We start from the raw sequence: 22,307 nt of genomic DNA on the forward strand, positions 1-22,307 counted from the left end.
CAAGCGCTTGCTAGCGTGCTGGCTATTCACCACAGATGCCAAAAGGCTCACTGGGTCTTGAAGGTTTCCAGGTAGGCCAGCAGATCGTCGATTTTCTCCGGGTCACTGAGCCCCCAGAAAATCATGCGCGTGCCGGGTACCACCTTCTTCGGCGCCTCGATATAGGCGATCAGGGTGTCGCGGTCCCAGACCAGGTTGGCGGATTTCATTGCGTCGGAATACACGTAGTCTGTGGTGACAGCTGAGGGGCGACCGATCACGCCATTGAGTTGTGGGCCAAAAAAAGCCCGGGCCGATTCGCCGATCTGATGGCAACCGCTGCACATACGCTTGTACACCTTTTGCCCGGCCTGGGCATCGCCTGCGGCGCTGGCGGGGGTGCTGAGCAGGATGGCTGCGGCGAAGGTCAGTGCGGCGATTTTCTTCATGGTCCATATCCAGTCCGGTGGTGCGGACTATTGGAACATGGCACACGGCGGAAACCCAAATGAACTGGTGCCTGTCGGTTAGACAGGGTCACGGTGGGAGCGGGCTTGCCCGCGAAGGCGGCAGGTCAGGCAACTTCCATGTTGAAGCTGATGCCCCCTTCGCGAGCAAGCCCGCTCCCACAGGTTATGTGTGCCAGCAGGACCATTTCGCCGGTTTGGGACATGTTGCCGGCTCTTGCTAGCCCGCTGTTACCAGCGCCTTCAACGATGCATCGAACTGCTTCAATGCGCTCAGCTGCAGATCGCGCTGCTGTTCGATTTGTGCGGCGATTTGCGCAGCGGCCTTGTGGCTCCCCCATACCGACGGCAGTTGTTTTTCCAACGCGCCTTCGGCCTTGCCGATGTATTGCAGGTTGGCGTCGTAGAACCGCGCGGCGAATCGTGCCTCGACCCGGTCATTGCGCCGGGTCAGCAACTGGTTGTGGGTATCGAGCATGACCACTACGTCCGGGCGGGCTTGCAGCAGTGCATCGAGGTTGTCATAGACGGTCACGGACAGGAACCTGTGCTGCAACGAGCTCATCAGCCAGTCGATCGCCAGTTGCGGATCGGAGCTGTTGACGAATGCCTGGCGAATCCGCACATCCAGAGCGTTCTTTGCACCGTTCAACGCCACCGAGTGGTACTGCTCCAGGTATTGCAGGTTTTGCACGGTGTTTTCGCTGTAGAGCACCCCGACTGTCTGCCCATATCTCAATTCGCCGCCACTGCCGGCGATCGGCGGCAAATGGCAGGCCGGCGCGTCTTCGGCACGCGCCGATGCAGGGGTGGCAACATTACCCAGCAGCAGGGCGATCACAAACAGTCGGGTCAGCATCTTCATCGCGCAAATTCCTTTGGCAGCGTATTCGATGAAGGTGATTGTCCGCCTTTGCCGAAAAAACAGAACTTGCGATTTTTGATGATGACTATTGACTGAAGCAATAGTGCTGCGCGTGGCGTGATTGGCGCAAATTCACCGCTCAAAGTCGAGTGCATGGCTATGGACTTTGGCGACTGTCCACTACAGTGTTGGCCTTCCCTCAAACCTCGATCAAGGAAAGACCATGGTCACCTGCTACCTGAAATACGTCATCGATCCCTACCAACTCGAAGCGTTCGAGCATTACGGCAAGTTGTGGATTCCACTGGTGGAGAAATTCGGCGGCCAGCATCACGGTTACTTCCTGCCGTCCGAGGGCGCCAACAATATCGCCCTGGCGTTATTCACCTTCCCCAGCCTGGCGGCGTACGAGGATTACCGGCAACAGTCGATGAGCGATCCGCAGTGCATCGCGGCGTTCAAGTATGCCGAGGAGAAAAAATTCATCCTCAGCTACGAGCGCTCGTTCCTGCGACCGGTGTTCGGGGAACAAGGTCGCTGAATCAGCCTTTGTTCAAATCCAGGCAATAAGTGTAGTAACCGGTGTCGCGTACCCAGCCCCGGGCTTCATACAAACGCTGGGCAGTGAAGTTGTCGGTGGCGGTTTCCAGGGTCATGCCTTTGGCACCGGCCAGCCGCGCAAAGTCGCGGGCGGTATTCATCAACAGGGTCCCTACCCCTTTGCCGCGGGCGGCGGGGGTGGTGAACAGGTCGCCCAGCAGCCAGGTGCGGTGGGCATCGATGGAGGAAAAGGTCGGGAACATCTGCACGAAGCCCAGGGTTTCGCCGCCCTGCTCTTGCGCGTAGAAAATCACCGATTCATCCCGGGCGATACGCTCGGCGATGAATGCGCGGGACTGCGCCAGGTTTGACGGCTGGCCGTAGAAGCCCCGGTAGGCGTCGAAGAGGCTGGCGATTTTGTCGATGTCGGATGCGTCGGCGCGCAGGGCCTGAATAGCCATGAGGGTGCTCCGTTGCGGTCTCAGGGATCTTCAGACTAGCAATGGCGAAGGGTCGGCGACGTAAAACTTTCTGAAAACACCACCGCCCCCCTGTGGGAGCGAGCCTGCTCGCGATAGCGGTCCGTCAGTCAACATCACTATTGAATCTGATGGCCTCATCGCGAGCAGGCTCGCTCCCACTTGGGTCGACGACGCAGTCAGACCCGTACGTTGCGCCCTGGCAATGAAGTGCGCTGGCTGCTTTCCCAGTTCTCCACCAGCCCCACCGGCACGTCCGCCGCCGGCAACATGTTCCGCCCGCGAACCAGATCCGAGGCCCGCTCGGCGAGCATGATGGTCGGTGCGTTGAGGTTGCCATTGGGCTCGGTCGGGAACACCGAGGAGTCGATCACCCGCAGGCCGGCGATGCCGCGCACGCGCAACTCGGAATCGACCACCGCCATGTCGTCCTCACCCATGCGGCACGAACCGCACGGATGGTAGGTGCTTTCCAGGTTGTCACGTACGAAGGCATCAAGGTCTTCATCGCTGGTGACCTGAGCACCCGGGGCGATTTCGCCGTCGCGGAAGCGGTCCATGGCTTTCTGGCCGATGATTTCGCGGGTCAGGCGGATGCAGCGGCGGAAACCTTCGCGGTCCTCTTCGCGCTCCAGATAGTTGAAACGAATTTCCGGATGCTCGTACGGGTCGGCCGAACGCACCCGCACATAGCCGCGGCTCTTGGGTTTGTTGGGACCTGTGAGCACCATGAAGCCATGGCCCTTGATCGGCTTGTTGCCGTCGTAACGCATCGCCGCCGGCAGAAAGTGGAACTGGATGTCCGGCCAGCGCAAACCCTTCTCGGAGCGAATGAAACCTCCGGCCTCGAAGTGGTTGGTGGCGCCCAGGCCGTCCTTGAACAGCAGCCAGCGCAAACCGATCATCAGCTTGCTCAGCGGGTCCATTTTACTGTTGAGGGTCACCGGTTCCTTGCAGCCGAACTGGATGTACACCTCGGCGTGATCCTGCAGGTTCTCCCCTACTCCCGGCAGGTCATGGCGTACGCCGATCCCGGCCTTGCGCAGGACTTCGGCCGGGCCGATGCCGGAACGTTGCAGCAGGTGCGGCGAACCGATGGGGCCCGACGACACCAGCACTTCGCGGCTGCAATAGACCTGCTGCGTCTGGCCGCCGTGGTCGTAGATGACCCCCACCGCGCGCTTGCCTTCAAGAATGATCTGGCGGGTCATCGCGTGGGTGATCACGGTCAGGTTGGGACGGTCCATGGCCGGGCGCAGATAGGCGTTGGCCGTGGAGCAGCGCACACCGTTTTTCACGGTCATGTGCATGGCGCCAAAACCCTCCTGCATGTAGCCGTTGCAGTCCTCGGTCTTAATGTAGCCCGCCTCGGCACCGGCATCGACCCAGGCACCGTACAGCGGGTTTTTCATGTGGTTGCCGTTGGTGGTGTGCAGCGGCCCGGTCTGCCCGCGATAGCTGTCACCACCGGACTCGTAGCTCTCGGCACGCTTGAAGTACGGCAGGCAGTTGCGATAGCCCCAGCCTTCGGCCCCGAGGGATTCCCACTCGTCGAAATCCAACGCGTGGCCACGGATGTACACCAGCCCATTGATCGATGACGAACCACCGAGCACCTTGCCCCGTGGGCAGTGAATGCGCCGGCCGTTGAGGTAAGTCTCCGGCTCGGTCTCGTAGCGCCAGTTGTATTTTTTGGTGTTCATCGGGATCGAGAAGGCGCTGGGCATCTGGATCACTACGCTCTTGTCACTGCCGCCGAATTCCAGGACCAGCACCGAGGTGGCCGGGTCTTCGCTCAGGCGGTTGGCCAACACACAACCAGCCGAGCCTGCGCCAATGATGATGTAGTCGTATTTTTGCGTGGTCATGACTATCTCCCGACCGACGATTGTGTGAATACCGGCAGTGGTTGCTGTTTGTGGGTCAGCGTGTCGCCGGTGGTGAATTGCGGGGAAGTTTTCTCGATCTGCTGGATCACTGTTTCTTCGCGTTTGAGATCGATCGAGCGGCTCAGCCAGTAGTACGCCAGCCCCGATACGATCAAACCGACCAGCCAGGCGATGTCGATGCTGCCCAGCGCCTTGGCGAGCGGGCCGACATAGACTTCGCGCTGTTCAACGCCGTCGAAGATGTAGAAGAACGGAATCATCGAAATGAAGCCGATGGCATAGGCAGCGATGCCGCGCAGTCCCCAGTTGCCGTAGATGTTGCCGTTGGGCATGAAGAAGTGCGGGATGGCGTAGCGACCCTTGCGCACGAAGAAGTAGTCGGTGAGATTGACCGAGGTCCAGGGCACCAGGAAGTACAGCATCACCACCAGGTAGATGCCCAGTACCGACAGGCCTTTACCGGAACTCTGGATGCTCAGGGCCACACCCAGTTGCAGCAGGATCACAAAGGCAATGGCGAGGATGCGCGCCCTGCGCGTTGGCTCGATGTGCTTGATCGAGTCGACGCAGGTCAGGGTGGTCAGCTTGGCGCTGTAGATATTCATCGCGATCACCGGCAGGAATGCCAGGATGGTCACGACCACCACCGCCGTACCCATCAGCGGCGACACGGTGTTGCCCACTTGCCCGAGGGCCACCAGCACGTCGGTCGAATGCAGGTGATCGGCGAGCCAGCCGCCCACGGAAATCATCCACGCACCGGACAACGAAGCCCCGAGAAACACCACGGCGATCAGCTTGCCGCTTGAGGTGTTCTTCGGCAGGTAGCGCGAGTAGTCCGATACATAAGGGGCGTAGGCGATGTTGTAACTGGCGGCCGCGGCGAATTGCGCGATGAAACCGGTCCAGTTGAAGCCCAGCGGTTCCCGGGCCACTTCACCTTCTGCCAGCGCCGGCAACACCGCATCCGGAACCCAACCCATCAACACCGCCAGGGTCACCAGGCCATACAACGGCAGCGACAGGTACAGCGCCCACTTGAAGCTGCGGTGCATCCAGTCATGGCCCAGGATCGCCAGGACCGCCGCCGGCAGGGTCACCGCCACGGCGATCACCGCAGGGTCGAAACCGAACAGCGTATGCAGCCCCTGCATCATCAATACGAGGTTGACGATATTGAACCCGGCGAACACGAACAGCGTCGCCAGCAGTACCAGAATCACCCCGCGATAACCGAACTGCGCACGGGACTGGATCATCTGTGGCAAGCCCAGGTGCGGGCCCTGCGAACCATGGAAAGCCATGAACAGCGTGCCGAACATGATGCCCAGGGTGCCGGCGAGCGTGGTCCACAGCGCAGTCAGGCCGACGCTCGGGCCGACGAAGCCGATGGTCATGGTGAAGAAAGTGAAATTGCCGAGGAACCAGAACGGGCCCTGGCTCGACAGTTTGTCGGTGCGCTCGTTCTCGGGAATGAAATCAATCGAATGCCCCTCGACGACGGACTTGTCATCGAGGGCGGACACGCTCGTGGCGGACTTGGCGTTTGTGTTCATGATGGACTCTTATTGTTGGAAGATCATGACGATAAAAACCGCGTTGTTTCGGGTGAACGACGCCCCTGTGGGAGCGGGCTTGCTCGCGAAAGCGGTGTGTCAGGCACCATCCATGTCGACTGACCGGCCGCCTTCGCGAGCAAGCCCGCTCCCACAAAAGCAGAGTCAACCGTGACTCAAGGCAGCGTGATCCACACCGCCTTGGTTTCGAGCAGGTAGTCGAGCTGCTCGGCGCCCAGGTCCTTGCCGAACCCGGACTGTTTGTAGCCACCGAACGGCATCGATGGATCGAGGGTGCCGTGGGCGTTGACGTAGACCGAGCCTGCCTTCAGGCGGGGGATCAGGCTGTGCACCTTGTCCAGGTCGTTGGAATACAGCGCTGCAGCCAGGCCATATTGCGAGTCGTTGGCCAGGGCCAGCGCTTGCTCTTCGTCGTCGAACGGTGCAGTGACCAGCACCGGGCCGAAGATCTCTTCCTGGACGATGCGCATGTCGTTGCGGCAGTTGGCGAAGATGGTCGGCTCGACGAAGAAGCCCGGGCCATCGACCGGTTGGCCGCCGTAGACCAGTTGCGCGCCTTCCTGCTTGCCGGTTTCGATGTACTCGGTCACGCGCTGCTTTTGCAGGGCCGAAACCAGCGGGCCGATGAAGCACTCAGGGTCCAGGCCCGGAGCGATCTTCAGGGTGCGGGTGTAGGCGATCAGCTCGCCCAGGAATTGCTCGTAGACGCTGCTATGAATATAAGCCCGTGTACCGGCGTCGCATACCTGTCCCGAGTTGAAAAACACACCGTTTGCGACCGCTTGGGCGGCAGCTGGAATATCCGCATCGGCGAAGACAATGACCGGTGATTTGCCGCCGAGCTCGAGGGTCAGTCGCTTCATTTCGTCCACTGCCGCCTGGCCGACGGTGCGGCCTACGGGAGTCGATCCGGTGAAGGTCAGTTTGTCGATGCCCGGGTGCGTAGCCATGGCCGCGCCAACCACACTGCCGCGCCCGGTGACGATGTTGATCACGCCGTCAGGGATGCCCGCTTCCTGCACCAGTTCGGCAAAGCGCAGGGCCGACAGCGAGGTCAGTTCGGCGGGTTTGACCACCACGGTGCAACCGGTGGCCAGGGCGGCACCGAGCTTCCACGCCATGGTCTGCAGCGGGAAATTCCACGGCACGATGGCGCCGACCACCCCGACCGCTTCCTTGCGGGTATAGGCCAGGTAATTGCCCGGCAGCGAGGGCTCGACGGTGCGCCCGTGAAGCTTGGTGGCCCAACCGGCGAAGTAGCGCAAGGTATCAACGGTGCCCTGGATATCGACATCCTTGGCAAAGGCCACGGATTTGCCCATGTCGATCGATTCGATTTCGGCCAGTTCTGCGGCGTTCTGTTCGATCAGGTCGGCCAGGCGCTGCATCATGCGCTCGCGTTCCGCCGGTTTCGCCTGACGCCAGGCGCCGCCGTCGAACTGGGCGCGGGCGGCTTGCACGGCGCGGTCCAGGTCATCGGTGGTGCCCATGGGAATGCGCGTGATCAGGCCTTCGGTGGATGGCTCGATGACATCGGAAGTCTGGCCGTCGCTGGCCTCGACCCAGGCACCACCGATGAACATTTTCTGGACCTTGCTGAGGAAGGTCTGGGTGGCTTCGCTGACGCCGAATTTTTGCAGGTAACTTTTGACGATCGTGTCCATTTTTTATTCTCTCTGCCCGGCAGTCAGGTCCTGCCGGGGCTTTGTGGTTTCGATGTTCAGGCTCAGCTCTTAAGCCAGCGTCGTTTCGCTCACGGCGGCTGCCCGTACCAGGCCACGCTCGTGGAAGATGAAGCCGATGCTGTTGAGCAGCAGTTGCGCAGCGAGAATCGAGGTCATGCCGGTCGGGTCGTACACCGGTGCGACTTCCACCAGGTCCATGCCGACGATGTTGCCTTTGCTGCGCTTGGCCAGGGCCTGGATGATTTCCAGCACTTCGTAGTAGAGGAAACCGCCGTGGCTCGGGGTGCCGGTGCCAGGGGCGATGGACGGGTCGAAACCGTCGATGTCGATGGTGATGTAGTAGTTGATGTTCTGCGGGATCAGCGCCAGCACGCCTTCCACGCCGAGTCGGCGTACGTCACGCACCGAGAGGATCTTCGAACCGGCTTCATGGGCGGCTTCATAGTCATCGCGATTGGACGAGGAAACGTTGCGGATGCCCATCTGGGTCATGCCGACAATGTGGTTCATTTCCGACGCGCGACGCAGCGGGTTGCCGTGGCCGTAGCGTACGCCGTGGCGTTCGTCGACGAAATCGAGGTGGGCGTCGAAGTGGATGATGTGGATCGGGCCGCGGCCTTCAAAGGCCTTGATCACCGGCGCGTGCACCGAGTGGTCGCCGCCGAGTACCACCGGCATCACGCCAGCATCGAGGATCTTGCGGACCGCGTATTCGGTGTTCTGGTTACTGGTTTGCATGTCGGTGTGGACGATGTCGGCATCACCGACGTCGACCATGCGCACGTCGGACGCGGTCAGGTACATGACGTCATCTTCGTGGTCGTAGGCGCCGGCATGGCCGAAGGAAAACAGCGTCGATGCTTCACGAATCCCGCGTGGCCCGAAGCGGGCGCCGGAGCGCCACTGGGTGCCCATGTCGTTGGGCACGCCAAGCACCGCGACGTCGGCGTCCAGGGCATCCCAATCGGTGCACACCGGGGATTTGCCAAAGGTGCAGTGACCTACGAACGGCAGGTTCAGGCGACCGGATTCATAACCGTTATTCGACATTTCAAGCCTCTCCACTTCTTGTTATCGGCTTGGCGGACTGCAAGGCGACCGCCGTTGGAGTGACTATGGGCGCAGGTTTTCGTGGAAAAAATGCTAAACATCAGATACTCATATCGGCATAACCGATGCATCCACACGCCGGAGGTCCCAGGTGATCCAGCTGCACGATGTCGATCTGAAACTGCTCAGGGTGTTCGCCACGATTGTCCGCTGCGGCGGTTTCTCGGCCGCGCAGGCGGCCTTGAACGCCGGGCAGTCGACCATCAGCGAACAGATGACCCATCTGGAAACCCGGCTCGGGGTCAAACTCTGCCAGCGCGGGCGCAGTGGCTTTCGCCTGACCGAGCAAGGCGTGGCGATTCATGAAGCCACCCAGCGCCTGCTCTCGGCGGTGGAAAACTTCTGCATGGACGCCGATGTGCTCAAGCAGCACATCAGCGGCAAGCTCAATCTGGGGATCATCGACACCACCATCACCGACCCCGAGTCGCCGATCCCGCGCACTACCCAACGCTTCGTCTCCCGGGGTCATGACGTGCACCTGAACGTGTACGTCGGCACCCCGGCGGAACTCGAAGAACGGGTGCTCGACGGCCGCTTGCACCTGGCCATCGGGCACTTTCCGATCCATGTGCCGGGGCTGCTGCAATCGCCGCTGTACCAGGAAGCCCTCGGTTTGTATTGCGGCCGGCGGCACCCGTTGTACGGCAGCCAGGCAGAAGGCCAGGAGCTACTCGAAGAGGTCGCTGCGGGGCGGATCGTGGTGCGCGGCTACATGCAGCAATACGACCTCGAGCACCTGGGCGTGAGCAAGGCCGCCGCCACGGTGGACAACATCGAAGCCACGGCAATCCTGATCATTTCCGGCGCCTACCTGGGCTTCCTGCCCGAGCACTTCGCCGCGCAATGGGTCAAGAGCGGCGAGATGCACCAGCTTGCCCCCGCCAGCCTGCGCCTGAAGTCGCCGTTCGACGTCATCACCCGACGCGGCGTCGCCCCGCCGCCGATCCTGCAGGCCTTCCTCGAAGACCTGGCGGCCAGCTCGCGCAAAACCGCCAACGGCTGACGTGACGCTCGCCAAAAGGAAAATTGGCCGGGCATACTGATTGGGTCCGCCAACCTTGCAGGCCCGTCATGCGCATTCACGTTACCTTCATCGACCGCGTCGGTATTACCCAGGAAGTGCTGGCCCTGCTCGGCGGGCGCAGTTTCAACCTGGATGCGGTGGAAATGGTGCCGCCGAACGTTTACATCGACGCGCCGACCCTCGGCGCCGAGGTGCTGGAAGAGTTACGCGAGGCGCTGTTCGGTGTGCGTGGCGTACAAGCGGTGACCATGGTCGACATCCTTCCGGGACAACGCCGGCGCCTGCAACTGGATGCGTTGCTGGCGGCCAGTTCCGACCCGGTGCTGGCCGTCGATGATCGCGGCCATGTACTGCTGGCCAACCCGGCGCTGATCGCCCTCTGCGGTCGGGAACCGGCCGGAGAACCGCTGACGGCACTGTTCGATGATGCCGATTTGCAGCGCAATCTGATCGAACACGGCTTTCGCCTGCCGATGCACGAGGTCAGCCTGGGTGGCCAGACCTTGCTCCTCGATGCGATGCCTGTCACCGACGCCGGCGCCCTGCTCACGCTGTATCAACCCAGCCGTATCGGCGAACGCCTGTCGGCGCTGCACCATGACCACGCCGAAGGCTTCGATGCACTGCTCGGCGAATCGCCACCGATTCGTGCGCTCAAGGCCCGGGCGCAGCGAGTGGCGGCGCTCGATGCGCCGTTGTTGATCCAGGGTGAAACCGGCACCGGCAAGGAGCTGGTGGCCCGCGCCTGCCATGCCATCAGCCCGCGTCACGACGCGCCCTTTCTGGCCCTTAACTGCGCCGCGCTGCCGGAGAGCCTGGCCGAGAGCGAACTGTTCGGCTACGCCCCCGGCGCCTTCACCGGCGCGCAACGGGGTGGCAAGCTCGGCCTGTTGGAACTGGCCGACCAGGGCACGGTGTTCCTCGATGAAGTGGGTGAAATGTCGCCGTACCTGCAAGCCAAGTTGCTGCGTTTTTTGAGTGACGGTTGCTTCCGTCGGGTGGGAGGCGACAAGGAGGTCCGGGTCAATGTGCGGGTGCTCAGTGCGACCCACCGCGACCTGGAAAAAATGGTCGCAGAAGGACGTTTTCGCGAAGACCTGTTCTACCGCCTCAACGTGCTCAACCTGCAGGTTCCACCATTGCGCGAGCGCGGCCACGACATTCTGCTGATGGCCAATCACTTCATGCAGCAGGCCTGCGCGCAGATCCAGCGCCCGGTGTGTCGCCTGGCGCCGAGTACCTTTTCCGCCCTGCTCGGCAATCGCTGGCCGGGCAATGTGCGGCAACTGCAGAACGTGATCTTCCGGGCGGCGGCCATTTGCGAAAATCCGCTGGTGGACATCGACGACCTCGACATCGCCCGCACCGCCGTGGAGCGACAGAATGATGGTGAAGTCGGCAGTCTGGAAGAGGCCGTTGGCGACTTTGAGAAGAACCTGCTGGAGCAGTTGTATCGCAGCTATCCGTCCAGCCGTTTGCTCGCAGCGCGGTTGCAGACATCCCATAGCGCAATCGCCATTCGCCTGCGCAAATACGGCATCCCCGGCAAGGCCTGAGTTCTCTGTCGGAACAGATTGTCGCCGCCAACACAATTCCACTGTGTGTGTGTGTGTGTGGGCTTGCTCGCGAATGCGGGGTGTCAGTCACTATTGATTTGACTGACACCCCGCATTCGCGAGCAAGCCCGCTCCCACAGTGGAATGAGCCGTGCCCGCGCTCTGCGTTCGCAAATCGCTACAGCGTAGCGAAATCAAGACACCCTCTTCCCTGCCAGCAATCACGCTGCTTGCCTCCAGAGCTTGACCTGTCTGTATTGATTTCAATACAAAATAATTGACCGTCCTTTTTAAATAACTGCCAACTCATTGATTTAAAACAATAAACAAACATTGGCATCACCCTTGCTATCTCCCCCTCAGCCCCGCTCGTTGCCTCGCCACGAGCCCGTCAATCGCCATCCGCCACCTGCAGCGGATGAGTCAGAACAATGAGGAATTGAGATGAGCGAACTGCGTTTTACCGTCGATCACGAATGGTTGCGCCTTGAGAGCAATGGTCTGGTCACCGTGGGCATCACTGCGTTTGCCCAGCAGGCGCTGGGGGATGTGGTGTTCGTTCAGGTGCCTGAACCGGGCGCCTTCGAAGCTGGAGCTGAAGTGTCGGTACTGGAATCGGTGAAAGCCGCCAGCAGTATCGGCATGCCGCTCGATGGTGAGGTTGTCGACGTCAACGCAACGCTGGAAAGCACCCCTGAACTGGTCAACGAAGATCCACTGGGCGAAGGCTGGTTCTTTCGTTTCAAGCCGGTCGATGTCGAGGCGTTGAGCGATTTACTGGATCAAGACGCCTATGAACGCCTGACCGCCGAACACGCAGACGCTTGAAAACCCTTCGCCATTTCCCGAATACGCAAAAGGACCCCACCATGTTCAGCAAACACGACCAGATCAAAGGCTACGACGACGAACTGCTGGCGGCGATGAACGCCGAGGATGCACGACAGGAACACCATATCGAGCTGATTGCCTCGGAGAACTACACCAGCCAACGGGTGATGCAGGCCCAAGGCAGCGGCCTGACCAACAAGTACGCCGAAGGCTATCCGGGCAAGCGTTACTACGGCGGCTGCGAACACGTCGATGTGGTCGAGCAACTGGCCATCGACCGTGCCAGACAGCTGTTCGGCGCCGACTACGCCAACGTACAGCCGCACTCCGGAAGCCAGGCCAACGCGGCGGTGTATCTGGCCCTGCTGCAAGCCGGTGACACCGTGCTGGGCATGAGCCTGGCCCATGGCGGCCACTTGACCCACGGCGCCAAGGTGAGCTTCTCCGGCAAGCTCTACAACGCGGTGCAGTACGGTATCGACACGGTCACCGGCCTGATCGATTACGACGAAGTCGAGCGCCTCGCGGTCGAGCACCAGCCGAAGATGATCATCGCCGGGTTTTCCGCGTACTCCAAGACCCTGGACTTCCCGCGCTTCCGGCAGATTGCCGACAAGGTCGGCGCTTACTTCTTCGTCGACATGGCCCACGTCGCTGGCCTGGTGGCGACCGGTTTGTATCCGAACCCGCTGCCGTATGCCGACGTGGTCACCACCACGACCCACAAGACCCTGCGCGGCCCTCGCGGCGGCCTGATTCTGGCCAGGGCCAACCCGGAACTGGAGAAAAAGCTCAACGCTGCGGTATTCCCCGGTGGCCAGGGCGGCCCGCTGATGCACGTGATCGCGGCCAAGGCCGTGTGTTTCAAGGAGGCGCTGGAGCCGGCGTTCAAGACCTATCAGGCGCAGGTGATCCGCAATGCCCAGGCCATGGCCAAGGTCTTTATCGAGCGTGGTTATGACGTGGTGTCCGGCGGCACCGACAACCATCTGTTCCTGGTCAGCCTGATCCGCCAGGGCCTGACCGGCAAAGACGCCGACGCGGCCCTGGGGCGTGCCGGCATCACCGTAAACAAGAACGCCGTGCCGAATGACCCGCAGTCACCCTTCGTGACTTCCGGCTTGCGCATCGGCACCCCGGCGATTACCAGCCGTGGTTTCAAGGAAGCGCAAAGCATTGCCCTGGCCGGCTGGATCTGCGACATCCTCGACCACCTCGGCGATGCCGGTGTAGAAGCCAGGGTCGCACAGCAAGCGGCGGCCATGTGTTCTGATTTCCCGGTCTACCGCGACTGAGCACCACAGCACAAAACCCTGTGGGAGCGGGCTTGCTCGCGAAGGCGGTGTGCCAGTCACCATTGATATCGACTGACACTCCCTCTTCGCGAGCAAGCCCGCTCCCACAGGGTCCGTGACTGCACTCACCTCTCCCCACTCGACCTATAGAAAATACCCATGAGTACACCTGTGTCATCAGTCGCAAACAGCCCGGCCAAAGTAGAAGTCGGCACCAAACTGCGCGGCGCAGAAAAAGTCGCGCGGATTCCGGTGAAGATCATCCCCACCGACGAGTTCCCGCGCAAACCCGACTGGATTCGCGTGCGCATGCCGATCTCTCCCGAAGTCGAGCGCATCAAGCAACTGTTGCGCAAACACAAGCTGCACAGCGTCTGCGAAGAAGCCTCGTGCCCGAACCTGGGCGAATGTTTCTCCGGGGGCACCGCGACCTTCATGATCATGGGCGACATCTGCACCCGCCGCTGTCCGTTTTGCGATGTCGGCCATGGCCGGCCCAAACCGCTGGATACCAATGAGCCGATGAACCTGGCCGTGGCCATCGCCGAACTGCGCCTGAAATACGTGGTGATCACCTCGGTCGATCGCGATGACCTGCGCGATGGCGGCGCCCAACATTTTGTCGATTGCCTGCGGGAAATCCGCAAGCTGTCGCCGGGGGTGCCGCTGGAAACCCTGGTGCCTGACTATCGCGGGCGCATGGACGTGGCGCTGGCAATCACCGCCAGCGAACCACCGGATGTGTTCAACCACAACCTGGAAACCGTGCCGCGCCTGTACAAGGCCGCACGGCCGGGATCGGACTTCGAGTGGTCGTTGGACTTGCTGCACAAATTCAAGCAAGCAGTGCCCGGGGTGCCGACCAAATCCGGGCTGATGCTCGGCCTGGGCGAAACCGACGAGGAAGTCATCGAAGTCATGCAGCGCATGCGTGAGCACGAGATCGACATGCTGACCCTGGGGCAGTACCTGCAGCCTTCGCGCAGTCACCTGCCGGTCCAGCGCTTCGTGCATCCCGACACCTTCGCCTGGTTCGCCGAGGAAGGCATGCGCATGGGCTTCAAGAATGTCGCGTCCGGCCCGCTGGTGCGCTCGTCCTACCATGCCGATCAACAACTTCATGGAGGTGCAGACGGTTTCAAGCCATCATAAGCAGACTGCTCCTGCCCTGAGGCCCTTGCCGATGTCTTCAGCCGCCCGTTCACGTCCGTTATTGTTGCTGTGCCTGAGCCTCGCCCTGCCGTGCCTGGCCGACGAGCCAAGGCCCGGCCATATGGTGTACTTGCGCTCGGTCGCCCCAAGCATTGAGCAGGACATCCGTTACGCCAGCGCCCACAACTTCACCGGGCACCCACTCGACGGCTACCAGGCGCCGCAGTGCCTGCTGTCCCTGGACGCTGCCCAGGCGCTGGCCCGGGTGCAGACGGCGCTGCAAGCCCAGGGTTACGGACTGAAAGTCTTCGACTGCTACCGACCGACCCGGGCCGTGGCCGACATGGGACGCTTCGCCACGCAGCCGGGTGACCCATTGAAAAGCGAGTTCTACCCGACCCTGGACAAGAAAGATTTCTGGCGTCTGGGCTATGTAGCCCGGGTGTCGAATCATTCCCGGGGCAACACCGTCGACCTGACCCTGACCGGGCCCGACGCCCTGCCCGCCGCAGCCTGGACGCCGGCTGCCACGCCTGTCGATTGCACCGCCCCTTACGGCCAGCGCTGGCGCGACGGCGCGCTCGACATGGGCACCGGCTTCGACTGCTTCGATGAACGCGCGCACACCGACTCGGCGCTGATCGGCGCGACGGCCAAAGCCAACCGCCAACGGCTCAATAGCGCCATGGAAAAAGAGGGTTTCAGCGGTTATTCGGCCGAGTGGTGGCACTTCACCTACCGCGCAGATGCGCCGAAGCCGGACGTCATGGATTTCCCCATTACGCCGCCCGCGCCATGAACAAACTGGTCAGCATCCTGTTGCTGTTGTGTTTTCCATTGGCGGCCATGGCCCAAGGGCTGGACGACAGCGAACAACTGATCGTGGTCACCAGCAAAAACTGGGATGACCTCCAGGGCAGTGCCCAGCGCTATGAACGGCGTGGCAAGGTCTTCGAAAAGTTTGCAGCACCTTTTGCGGTGGTGCTCGGCAAAAACGGCATGGGCTGGGGCAAGGGCTTGCTCGACATTGAGCAAAACTCCGGGCCGGTTAAACAGGAAGGCGACGGCAAAGCCCCGGCCGGGATGTTCAGGCTGGGCAGCGCGTTTGGCTACGCCGGCACGGCTGTGACCAAGCTGCCCTACCTGCCCCTGGCGTCGACCATCGAGTGCGTGGACGACAGCGCCTCAGCACGCTACAACCAACTGGTCGACGGTGCTGCGGTCACCAGGGACTGGCACAGTTCCGAACGCATGCGCCGCAGCGATGAGCTGTATCGACAAGGCATCTTCATCGAACACAACACCCCGGCCTCGCCCACCGCCGGCTCGTGCATTTTCTTCCACATCTGGCGCGGCCCCACCGCGCCTACCCGTGGCTGCACCGCCATGGACCCGGCCGATATCGCCCGTTTGTTCGAGTGGCTGGACCCGAAAAAATCACCCGTGCTAGTGCAACTGCCCGAGGCGCAGTACGAGCAGTTGCGCGAAGTCTGGAAGTTTCCCGAGCGCTGAACAGGACGCTGAGCCTGTGGTGAAGCGCTGCCTGAGATAATGGAGCTTTTGTGGCGAACAGGCTTTTGTGGCGAGGGGGCTTGCCCCCGTTGGGTCGCGCAGCGGCCCCAAAAAACTTGGGCCTGCTACGCAGTCCAGCGGGGGCAAGCCCCCTCGCCACAATTGCGCGAAGACTGGAAGCTCCCCGAGCGCTGAACAGGACGCTGAGCGGGTTTGCCTGTGGCGAAAGGCTGCCTGAGAAAGTGGAGCTTTTGTGGCGAACAGGCTTTTGTGGCGAGGGGGCTTGCCCCCGTTGGGTCGCGCAGCGGCCCCAAAAAACTTGGGCCTGCTGCGCAGTCCAGCGGGGGCAAGCCCCCTCGCCACAATTGCGCGAAGACTGGAAACTTCCCGAGCGCTGAACAGGGCGCTGAGCGGACTTGCCTGTGGCGAAAGGCTGCCTGAGATAATGGAGTTTTTGTGACGAACAGGCTTTTGTGGCGAGGGGGCTTGCCCCCGTTGGGTCGCGCAGCGGCCCCAAAAAACTTGGGCCTGCTACGCAGTCCAGCGGGGGCAAGCCCCCTCGCCACAATTGGACGAAGACTGGAAGCTTCCCGAGCGCTGAACAGGACGCTGAGCGGACTTGCCTGTGGTGAAGCGCTGCCTGAGATAATGGAGCTTTTGTGGCGAACAGGCTTTTGTGGCAAGGGGGCTTGCCCCCGTTGGGTCGCGCAGCGGCCCCAAAAAAACTTGGGCCTGCTACGCAGTCCAGCGGGGGCAAGCCCCCTCGCCACAGGCAAGCCCCCTCGCCACAGGCAGCCCCTGACTACAAGAGCTAGCCGTGCTTGCCGGTATTAACCGCGCTCGACCGCCACGGCAGCCATCGATGGCTTGGCCAGCGCGTAATAGATCACACCCGGCACCAGCAGCCCGACGATCCAGGAAATATCCACGCCGCCCAACTGCGCAACCATCGGCCCGGAGTAGAAATGGGTGTCGACAAAGGGCAACTGGATCAACACGCCGATCACGTACACGCTGATCCCCAGCACGTTCCAGCGACCGTAGCGCCCGTTCGGGTCGGACAGTGCCGCAATGTCGTAACGCTCCTTGTTGATGAAGTAGTAATCCACCAGGTTGATCGCGCTCCACGGGGTGAAGAACGTCAGCAAAAACAGGATGAAGTACTTGAACGAGTTGAGGAACGAGTACTGCCCCAGCAATGCCAGCGCGGTGGACGCCGCGACGATCAGCAGCACAAACAGCATGCGCTGGCGGGCGGTGATTTCCAGGCGACGACGAAAGCCACTGATGATGGTGGCGATGCACATGAAACTGCCGTAGGCGTTGAGGGTGGACACTGTGACCTTGCCGAACACGATGCTCAGGTACAGCAAGGACGCGATCACTCCGCTACTGCCCAGACCGACAATGGTCGCCACTTCGTGTCCACGGAAACTGGCCCCTGCCAATGCGGCGGCGAACACCCCCAGCACCATCGAAGTCTGAGCCCCCAGCACTGTGCCGAGGCCCACGGCGGTAAAGGTTTTCCAGGACGAAGTCTTGCTCGGCAGGTAGCGCGAGTAGTCCGCCACGTAGGGGCCGAAGGCGATCTGCCAGGATGCCGAGAGCGAAACCGCCAGCAGGAAGGTGCTCCAGCCAAAATGACGATTGTCGAGCAGCAGCCCGATGTCGTTGAGGCTCATCAACCGGGTGAACAGATAGGCGAAGGCGATGATGCCCAGCACGCTGGTCACTCGCCCGACCAGGTGAATCACCCGATAACCGAAGATCGTCAGGAACGCTATGCTCGCCGCGAAGATCAGGATGCCGGTGCTGTCGCTGACACTGATCAACTGCGCGATCGCCTGCCCCGACAGCACCGCGCCAGTGGCGCTGAAACCCAGGTACATCAGGCACACCAGGACAATCGGGATAGCCGCGCCATACACGCCGAATTGCACGCGGCTGGAGATCATCTGCGGTAAACCGAGCTTCGGCCCTTGCGCTGCGTGCAGCGCCACCACGGCACCGCCGAGCACTTGCCCGATCAGCAAGCCGATCAACGACCAGAACACATCGCCGCCCAGCACCACGGCCAAGGCGCCGGTGACGATGGCGGTGATTTGCAGGTTGGCGCCGAGCCACAGGGTGAACTGGCTGTAGAGACTGCCGTGTCGCTCAGCCTCGGGAATGAAATCGATCGAGCGGGTCTCGATCAGGGGACTGCGTTGCGCACTCATGACGGTGTTTCCTTTGTGGAACTGTTTTTGTTGTCAGGGACGGAATTTAAAAGGTCTTGGTTGCGCTGGCTACGACCGTTGCCGAGCAAAGGTCGTTATAGCCGTACCAACTGCTGCACTCGCTTTTCGACAGGTCAGTGTCGACATAGCTCAGCCCCCAGGTCACGCCGACGAAGTCGCGGGTCAGCTTGGCTTCCCACTCGTAGTAAGACTCACGGCTATCGCCACTGGCGGACCAGAACGCGGGGTCATTCACATCGTTGCGCCCAAAGCGCAGGTCCAGGCCGACTTCGGCCGGCAAATCGATTTTGTAGCCCAGGTAGGTGTAAAGGGTGTCCTGGTCCTCGCCGAAGAAGTTCGGCGTGTCCTTGGAGTAATAGGCACCCAGCTTTACGCCGTACAGGTCGAGGACGGCGTAGACCTCGCTGAGGTTGAATTCGGCATTTTTCGGGTAGTCGTACTTGATGTAGCCCAAATCCAGGCTGATGGCGTCCGTGGCCTGCCAGTAGTAACCGGCGTAGTACTCAAGTTCTTGACGAGTGTCGAAGCCGCCGCCGAAATCGACGTTGGAGGTCCAGGCGCCAATGTACAGACCGCTGCTGTGCAGCAGCGTTGCGCCGCCCTGCACTGCCGGATCCCCCAGAGTCTGCGAGATGCCCCGGGTGCGGTAATCGCTGACGACGCCCAGGGTCATCTCCAGGCTGAAATCATCGTTGAGGGTCAGGGCCTGGCTGGTCAAGGGGGCCAGCGCGAGTGCTGCGAGGGTCAATGCTGAAAGTGCGTTCATACAGTTCTCTTGTTGTTATGGCGTACGGGGAATTTCAGGCATGGCCAAGCCAGGCCCCTCGCGCTACGAGGGGCTGGCCGTTTTTTTTACAAGTGTCGGGTGTACGCAGGTCAGGACGCGGGGGCGTAGACCTGCTTACCGGCGAAGAAGGTGTTCAGGACTTTTGTTTCGAACAGTTCGTCATCGCTGACCTTGAACACGTCGCGGTCGAGGATGATCAGGTCGGCCTGCTTGCCCGGTGCCAGCGAACCGATCTGCTGCTCCAGGCGCAGGGTTTTCGCCGCGTTGATGGTGTAGGCGTAGAACATGGTCTGACGGTCGATGCTTTCCTTGGCATTGAGTACGCCCAACGGACCTTTGCGCGTGCTGGCCTGGGCAATGGCGTTGAACGGGTTGGCGCTCGACACCGGCCAGTCGCTGCCACCGGCAATCGTCGCGCCGGCGTTTTGCAAGGACCGCGCGGGATACTGGTAACCGTAGGCAAAGGCGCTGATGTAAGGCTTGACCAGTTCAACGGTGTAAGACTCGCCGGTGGCCCACAGAAGTTGCATCGAAGCGATCACGCCCAGTTCCTTGAAGCGTGGAAACTCCTTGGGATTGACCAGTTGCAGGTGCGCGACGCTGTGGGGTACGGGCGTCGGACTGAGCTTGCGCGCATACGCCACGCCATTGAGCGCTTCACGCACCGCGCGGTCGCCGACGGCGTGCATGTGCACGATCCAGCCGCGTTTTTCTGCCGCCACGACCAGTTCGCCGAAATGCGCCGGGTCGGTCAGCAGTTGACCGTCCTTGTGGCTGTTCTTGTACGGCACCACGACCGCCGCTGTTTGCCCCGGGAACTCGAGAATACCGTCGACAAATATCTTCACGCCGGGGAACGTCAGGTTAGGCACGCCCTCGAATTGCTTCATCACCGTGGCGATCACCTCCAGGTCGGCGGGTTTGCTCTTCGGATTGGTGACCATCAACGCGGCGACGTGGGCGCTGAGTTCGCCGCTCTGCGCCAGCTCCTTGTACAGCGGCAGCACGCCGACACTTTCGGCGGTGGCATGGAAGTCGAACAGCGAATCTTCACTGCCACCGTTCGCCGCCGCATCCATCCAGGCGGTGACACCGAATTGATTGTTGATCTTCACCGCCTCGCGAGCGGCCTTGAGCATGGCCTCCGGGCTGGGCGCCGGAATACCGTTGCGCACCACGTCCCAGCGCGATTCGGCGAAGTATCCGTTAGGGGTGAAGTCTGCTTCATGGCCGACGAAGCTGCGCTCTTTCTCCGGCAGGCTCTTGACCAGTGCCGCGTCGATGTTCAGACGCTTGAGCATCGCGTTGTTGGCCCAACCGGTGTGGCCGTCGATGCCGCCGAAGACAATCGGTTGATCCGCCCAGCGCCCCTGGTTGAACACTTTGCCGAGCTCACGGCTTTTCTCCCAGTAGGCCGAACTGACCCCGGCCACGCTGATCACATCACCGGACCGGGCACGCCCGGCCTTGTCTTCTTCGATCAACCATTGCTCCAGTTCCGGCAAGGGTTTGACCTCGTCCAGCAGGTTGGCCTTCATGCTGTCGAAAGCGCCCGAGACGGGATGGCTGTGGGTATCGATCATGCCCGGCATCAACACTTTGCCCGCCAGGTCGATGCGCTGGGTACTGGCATCGGCCAGGGCATTGATTTCGGCATCGCTGCCCACTTTCAGAATCTTGCCGTCTTGCACCGCGACGGCCTGTACCAGTCCTTGACCGGGTTCGGCGGTGAATACCTTGCCGTTGAACAGCACAAGGTCCGCGGCCGCCATGGCGTGCACCGAGGACAAGGCCAGCGCGGCGGCCAACAGATTGGGAATGAATCGCTGCATCGGAACGCTCTCTGATTATTATTGGGCGAATCGGGAAGTAGCGGTTTGCGCAATGGCCTGCAACGCCAGCTTGGCCAACACTGTTCCTATTGTTTTGAAACGGCCGCAAGCGACTGCGCAAGCCCTTGAAAGACAGGGCCTACCCTATAGGGCGCAGCGTTGGAATGGACCTCTGCAAATGAGGAGGGTCGGGTAAATAGTATGGTTATGCAAAGGTGGCAACCCTCCGGCTCAAATTTGCACAAGTGGGTATAAAGCACTATTACTGGCGAGCCCGACCCTCCATTACTCTGAAAATTTCAGCGGAAAAAAAACTGAGGGTATCGCCGCTGTATTGCTGCTGGGGATACGCCCGGTATACGTCCAGACGTGATCCTACGAAGCAACTGGCTTGGCATAACACCTGGGATATCACCCCCCAGCCCGCTATCAATTCGCGCAAATACAAGGCTAGGTTCACGAATTCCATTAGTATTGGTCGTGGCTGGGTTCGGAACAGATAAATGATTGCTAATATTTCTTTGGGAACTTCGCTGATGCACATGGTGTACTTCTAGGTGCTGCGGATGTCGCGGGTTCATATAAATGCGATCAAGTTCTGAGCCTGGTGTAGCATCGAACAGTACTTGGGCTGGTGTTGGATCAAGCACTGTGCTGCGGGTCACGCCGGAGCTGTATTCTTGGTATCTGACTCCCGGTTCATCAGCGTACCTCGTTGAATAACTCCCTAGTTTATTGCCTGGTCCAGACATCGGATCGAGTGGGTTTATTGTGCGAATACCCAGTTCCTTGATCGCGGCTGGCCCGACAGAGTAATAATTATGCATTGACTCTCCGACTCGAACACGCAAGTTGGCTCTGACTTTCCCTAACCACCCCGAGACCAACGTTTTAACTCTGCTTGGCAAAATCATATGCCCAGTCGGATCGCTATTGTTGATCGGATCCCCCTGACAATAGGCATACCCATTCACTCCCCCCTTCCCAAACGGACTGAAACTGTCCGAACTGTTAAACCGCATCAACACCGGATTAAACGCCCGATACCCGTTGCCCAACAAATAGTGCCCAGTCAATGCATCCCGCCATTCGCCGTTGAATGCCAGCAGACTGGTAAACTCATCTCTACCAGAGCGATGGCCATAGGGCGTATAGGCACTGGCTTCGGGCGCATTGACATCAACGCTACGCAAAACCGAACGTTGCTGATCAGTGGCTATTAATATGGCTTCACGTATCGCGCCGTGAAATCGCTGTTGCGCCAACAACTGATCACCACTTTGGAACAGTGAATAGGTAACAGCTCCTTGTACTTCGGTAGACAAACGACTACGACAGTAAAAGCGCTTCCGCACGGAAATATCCGTCAGTGTATCGCTGGCAAGTCGATCCAATGCGTCGTACTGATATTTGCGCAGAATCGCTTCAGGTGGACAGGTCATGAGCGTCTACTCCTTCAGAACCAAAGCTGAAGGAGATGAGTA

General features: G+C 60.8%; 19 protein-coding genes. 8 read left to right on the top strand and 11 right to left on the bottom strand.

Translation table 11 applies throughout. The annotated features are described in order from the left end of the window. Positions 1-47: 47 nt before the first annotated feature. Positions 48-428, bottom strand: coding sequence for a c-type cytochrome (locus KW839_RS16835; RefSeq protein ID WP_218424975.1), 381 nt, complete (start codon positions 426-428; stop codon positions 48-50). A 238-nt stretch (positions 429-666) separates the two neighbouring features. Further along, positions 667-1,311 (bottom strand): ATPase, encoded by a 645-nt coding sequence (locus tag KW839_RS16840; protein ID WP_218424976.1) that lies wholly within the window; start codon positions 1,309-1,311, stop codon positions 667-669. Positions 1,312-1,534: 223 nt separating this feature from the next. Between KW839_RS16840 and KW839_RS16845 the strand changes: the two genes are divergently transcribed. Next, positions 1,535-1,852: an NIPSNAP family protein gene (locus KW839_RS16845; protein ID WP_060543864.1), complete on the top strand. Its 318-nt coding sequence runs from the start codon at positions 1,535-1,537 to the stop codon at positions 1,850-1,852. A gap of 1 nt (position 1,853) precedes the next feature. Here the strand turns inward: KW839_RS16845 and KW839_RS16850 are convergent, their stop codons facing one another. From KW839_RS16850 to speB, 5 genes are all read right to left on the bottom strand, one after another. Further along, positions 1,854-2,312 (bottom strand): N-acetyltransferase, encoded by a 459-nt coding sequence (locus KW839_RS16850; RefSeq protein ID WP_218424977.1) that lies wholly within the window; start codon positions 2,310-2,312, stop codon positions 1,854-1,856. A 197-nt stretch (positions 2,313-2,509) separates the two neighbouring features. Continuing rightward, on the bottom strand, positions 2,510-4,198 hold the full coding sequence (gene betA, locus KW839_RS16855) for a choline dehydrogenase (protein ID WP_218424978.1): 1,689 nt from the start codon (positions 4,196-4,198) through the stop codon (positions 2,510-2,512). 2 nt (positions 4,199-4,200) lie between these two features. Next, entirely contained in the window at positions 4,201-5,775 is a 1,575-nt protein-coding gene (locus KW839_RS16860; protein WP_218424979.1) for a cytosine permease, read from the bottom strand. A gap of 176 nt (positions 5,776-5,951) precedes the next feature. Then, positions 5,952-7,460, bottom strand: coding sequence for an aldehyde dehydrogenase (locus KW839_RS16865; protein ID WP_218424980.1), 1,509 nt, complete (start codon positions 7,458-7,460; stop codon positions 5,952-5,954). 69 nt (positions 7,461-7,529) lie between these two features. Continuing rightward, positions 7,530-8,531: an agmatinase gene (gene speB / locus KW839_RS16870; protein ID WP_060543601.1), complete on the bottom strand. Its 1,002-nt coding sequence runs from the start codon at positions 8,529-8,531 to the stop codon at positions 7,530-7,532. 151 nt (positions 8,532-8,682) lie between these two features. On the opposite strand from speB, the gene KW839_RS16875 reads away from it, so the two are divergent. The 7 genes from KW839_RS16875 (at position 8,683) to KW839_RS16905 (ending at position 15,964) form a co-directional block, all read left to right on the top strand. After that, positions 8,683-9,597 (top strand): LysR family transcriptional regulator, encoded by a 915-nt coding sequence (locus KW839_RS16875; RefSeq protein WP_218424981.1) that lies wholly within the window; start codon positions 8,683-8,685, stop codon positions 9,595-9,597. Between the two features lie 68 nt (positions 9,598-9,665). Continuing rightward, positions 9,666-11,174 (top strand): sigma-54-dependent transcriptional regulator, encoded by a 1,509-nt coding sequence (locus tag KW839_RS16880; protein WP_218424982.1) that lies wholly within the window; start codon positions 9,666-9,668, stop codon positions 11,172-11,174. 444 nt (positions 11,175-11,618) lie between these two features. Next, positions 11,619-12,002 (top strand): glycine cleavage system protein GcvH, encoded by a 384-nt coding sequence (gene gcvH, locus KW839_RS16885; RefSeq protein WP_218424983.1) that lies wholly within the window; start codon positions 11,619-11,621, stop codon positions 12,000-12,002. A 41-nt stretch (positions 12,003-12,043) separates the two neighbouring features. Beyond that, positions 12,044-13,300, top strand: a complete 1,257-nt coding sequence (glyA, locus tag KW839_RS16890) for a serine hydroxymethyltransferase (RefSeq protein WP_060543597.1) — start codon at positions 12,044-12,046, stop codon at positions 13,298-13,300. Positions 13,301-13,471: 171 nt separating this feature from the next. After that, on the top strand, positions 13,472-14,452 hold the full coding sequence (lipA, locus tag KW839_RS16895) for a lipoyl synthase (protein ID WP_371318082.1): 981 nt from the start codon (positions 13,472-13,474) through the stop codon (positions 14,450-14,452). A gap of 31 nt (positions 14,453-14,483) precedes the next feature. Beyond that, positions 14,484-15,251 carry a M15 family metallopeptidase gene (locus tag KW839_RS16900; RefSeq protein WP_060543595.1) on the top strand — a complete coding sequence of 256 codons (768 nt, stop codon included), beginning with the start codon at positions 14,484-14,486 and terminating at the stop codon, positions 15,249-15,251. Continuing rightward, on the top strand, positions 15,248-15,964 hold the full coding sequence (locus tag KW839_RS16905) for a L,D-transpeptidase (RefSeq protein WP_218424985.1): 717 nt from the start codon (positions 15,248-15,250) through the stop codon (positions 15,962-15,964). The genes KW839_RS16900 and KW839_RS16905 overlap by 4 nt, the downstream gene beginning before the upstream one ends. A gap of 830 nt (positions 15,965-16,794) precedes the next feature. On the opposite strand, the gene KW839_RS16910 is transcribed toward KW839_RS16905, so the two are convergent. The 4 genes from KW839_RS16910 to KW839_RS16925 all read right to left on the bottom strand — a co-directional run bounded on the left by KW839_RS16910 (position 16,795) and on the right by KW839_RS16925 (position 22,265). Continuing rightward, positions 16,795-18,183: a cytosine permease gene (locus KW839_RS16910; RefSeq protein ID WP_060543593.1), complete on the bottom strand. Its 1,389-nt coding sequence runs from the start codon at positions 18,181-18,183 to the stop codon at positions 16,795-16,797. A gap of 46 nt (positions 18,184-18,229) precedes the next feature. Beyond that, complete coding sequence (locus KW839_RS16915) at positions 18,230-18,970, bottom strand: TorF family putative porin (protein WP_218424986.1); 741 nt, start codon at positions 18,968-18,970, stop codon at positions 18,230-18,232. A 110-nt stretch (positions 18,971-19,080) separates the two neighbouring features. Continuing rightward, positions 19,081-20,823 carry an amidohydrolase gene (locus KW839_RS16920; protein WP_060543591.1) on the bottom strand — a complete coding sequence of 581 codons (1,743 nt, stop codon included), beginning with the start codon at positions 20,821-20,823 and terminating at the stop codon, positions 19,081-19,083. Positions 20,824-21,122: 299 nt separating this feature from the next. Beyond that, entirely contained in the window at positions 21,123-22,265 is a 1,143-nt protein-coding gene (locus KW839_RS16925; protein WP_082457617.1) for an RHS repeat-associated core domain-containing protein, read from the bottom strand. Between the last annotated feature and the right edge of the window lie 42 nt (positions 22,266-22,307).

The organism is Pseudomonas sp. PDM31 (assembly GCF_019218965.1).
Classification (GTDB): Bacteria; Pseudomonadota; Gammaproteobacteria; order Pseudomonadales; family Pseudomonadaceae; genus Aquipseudomonas.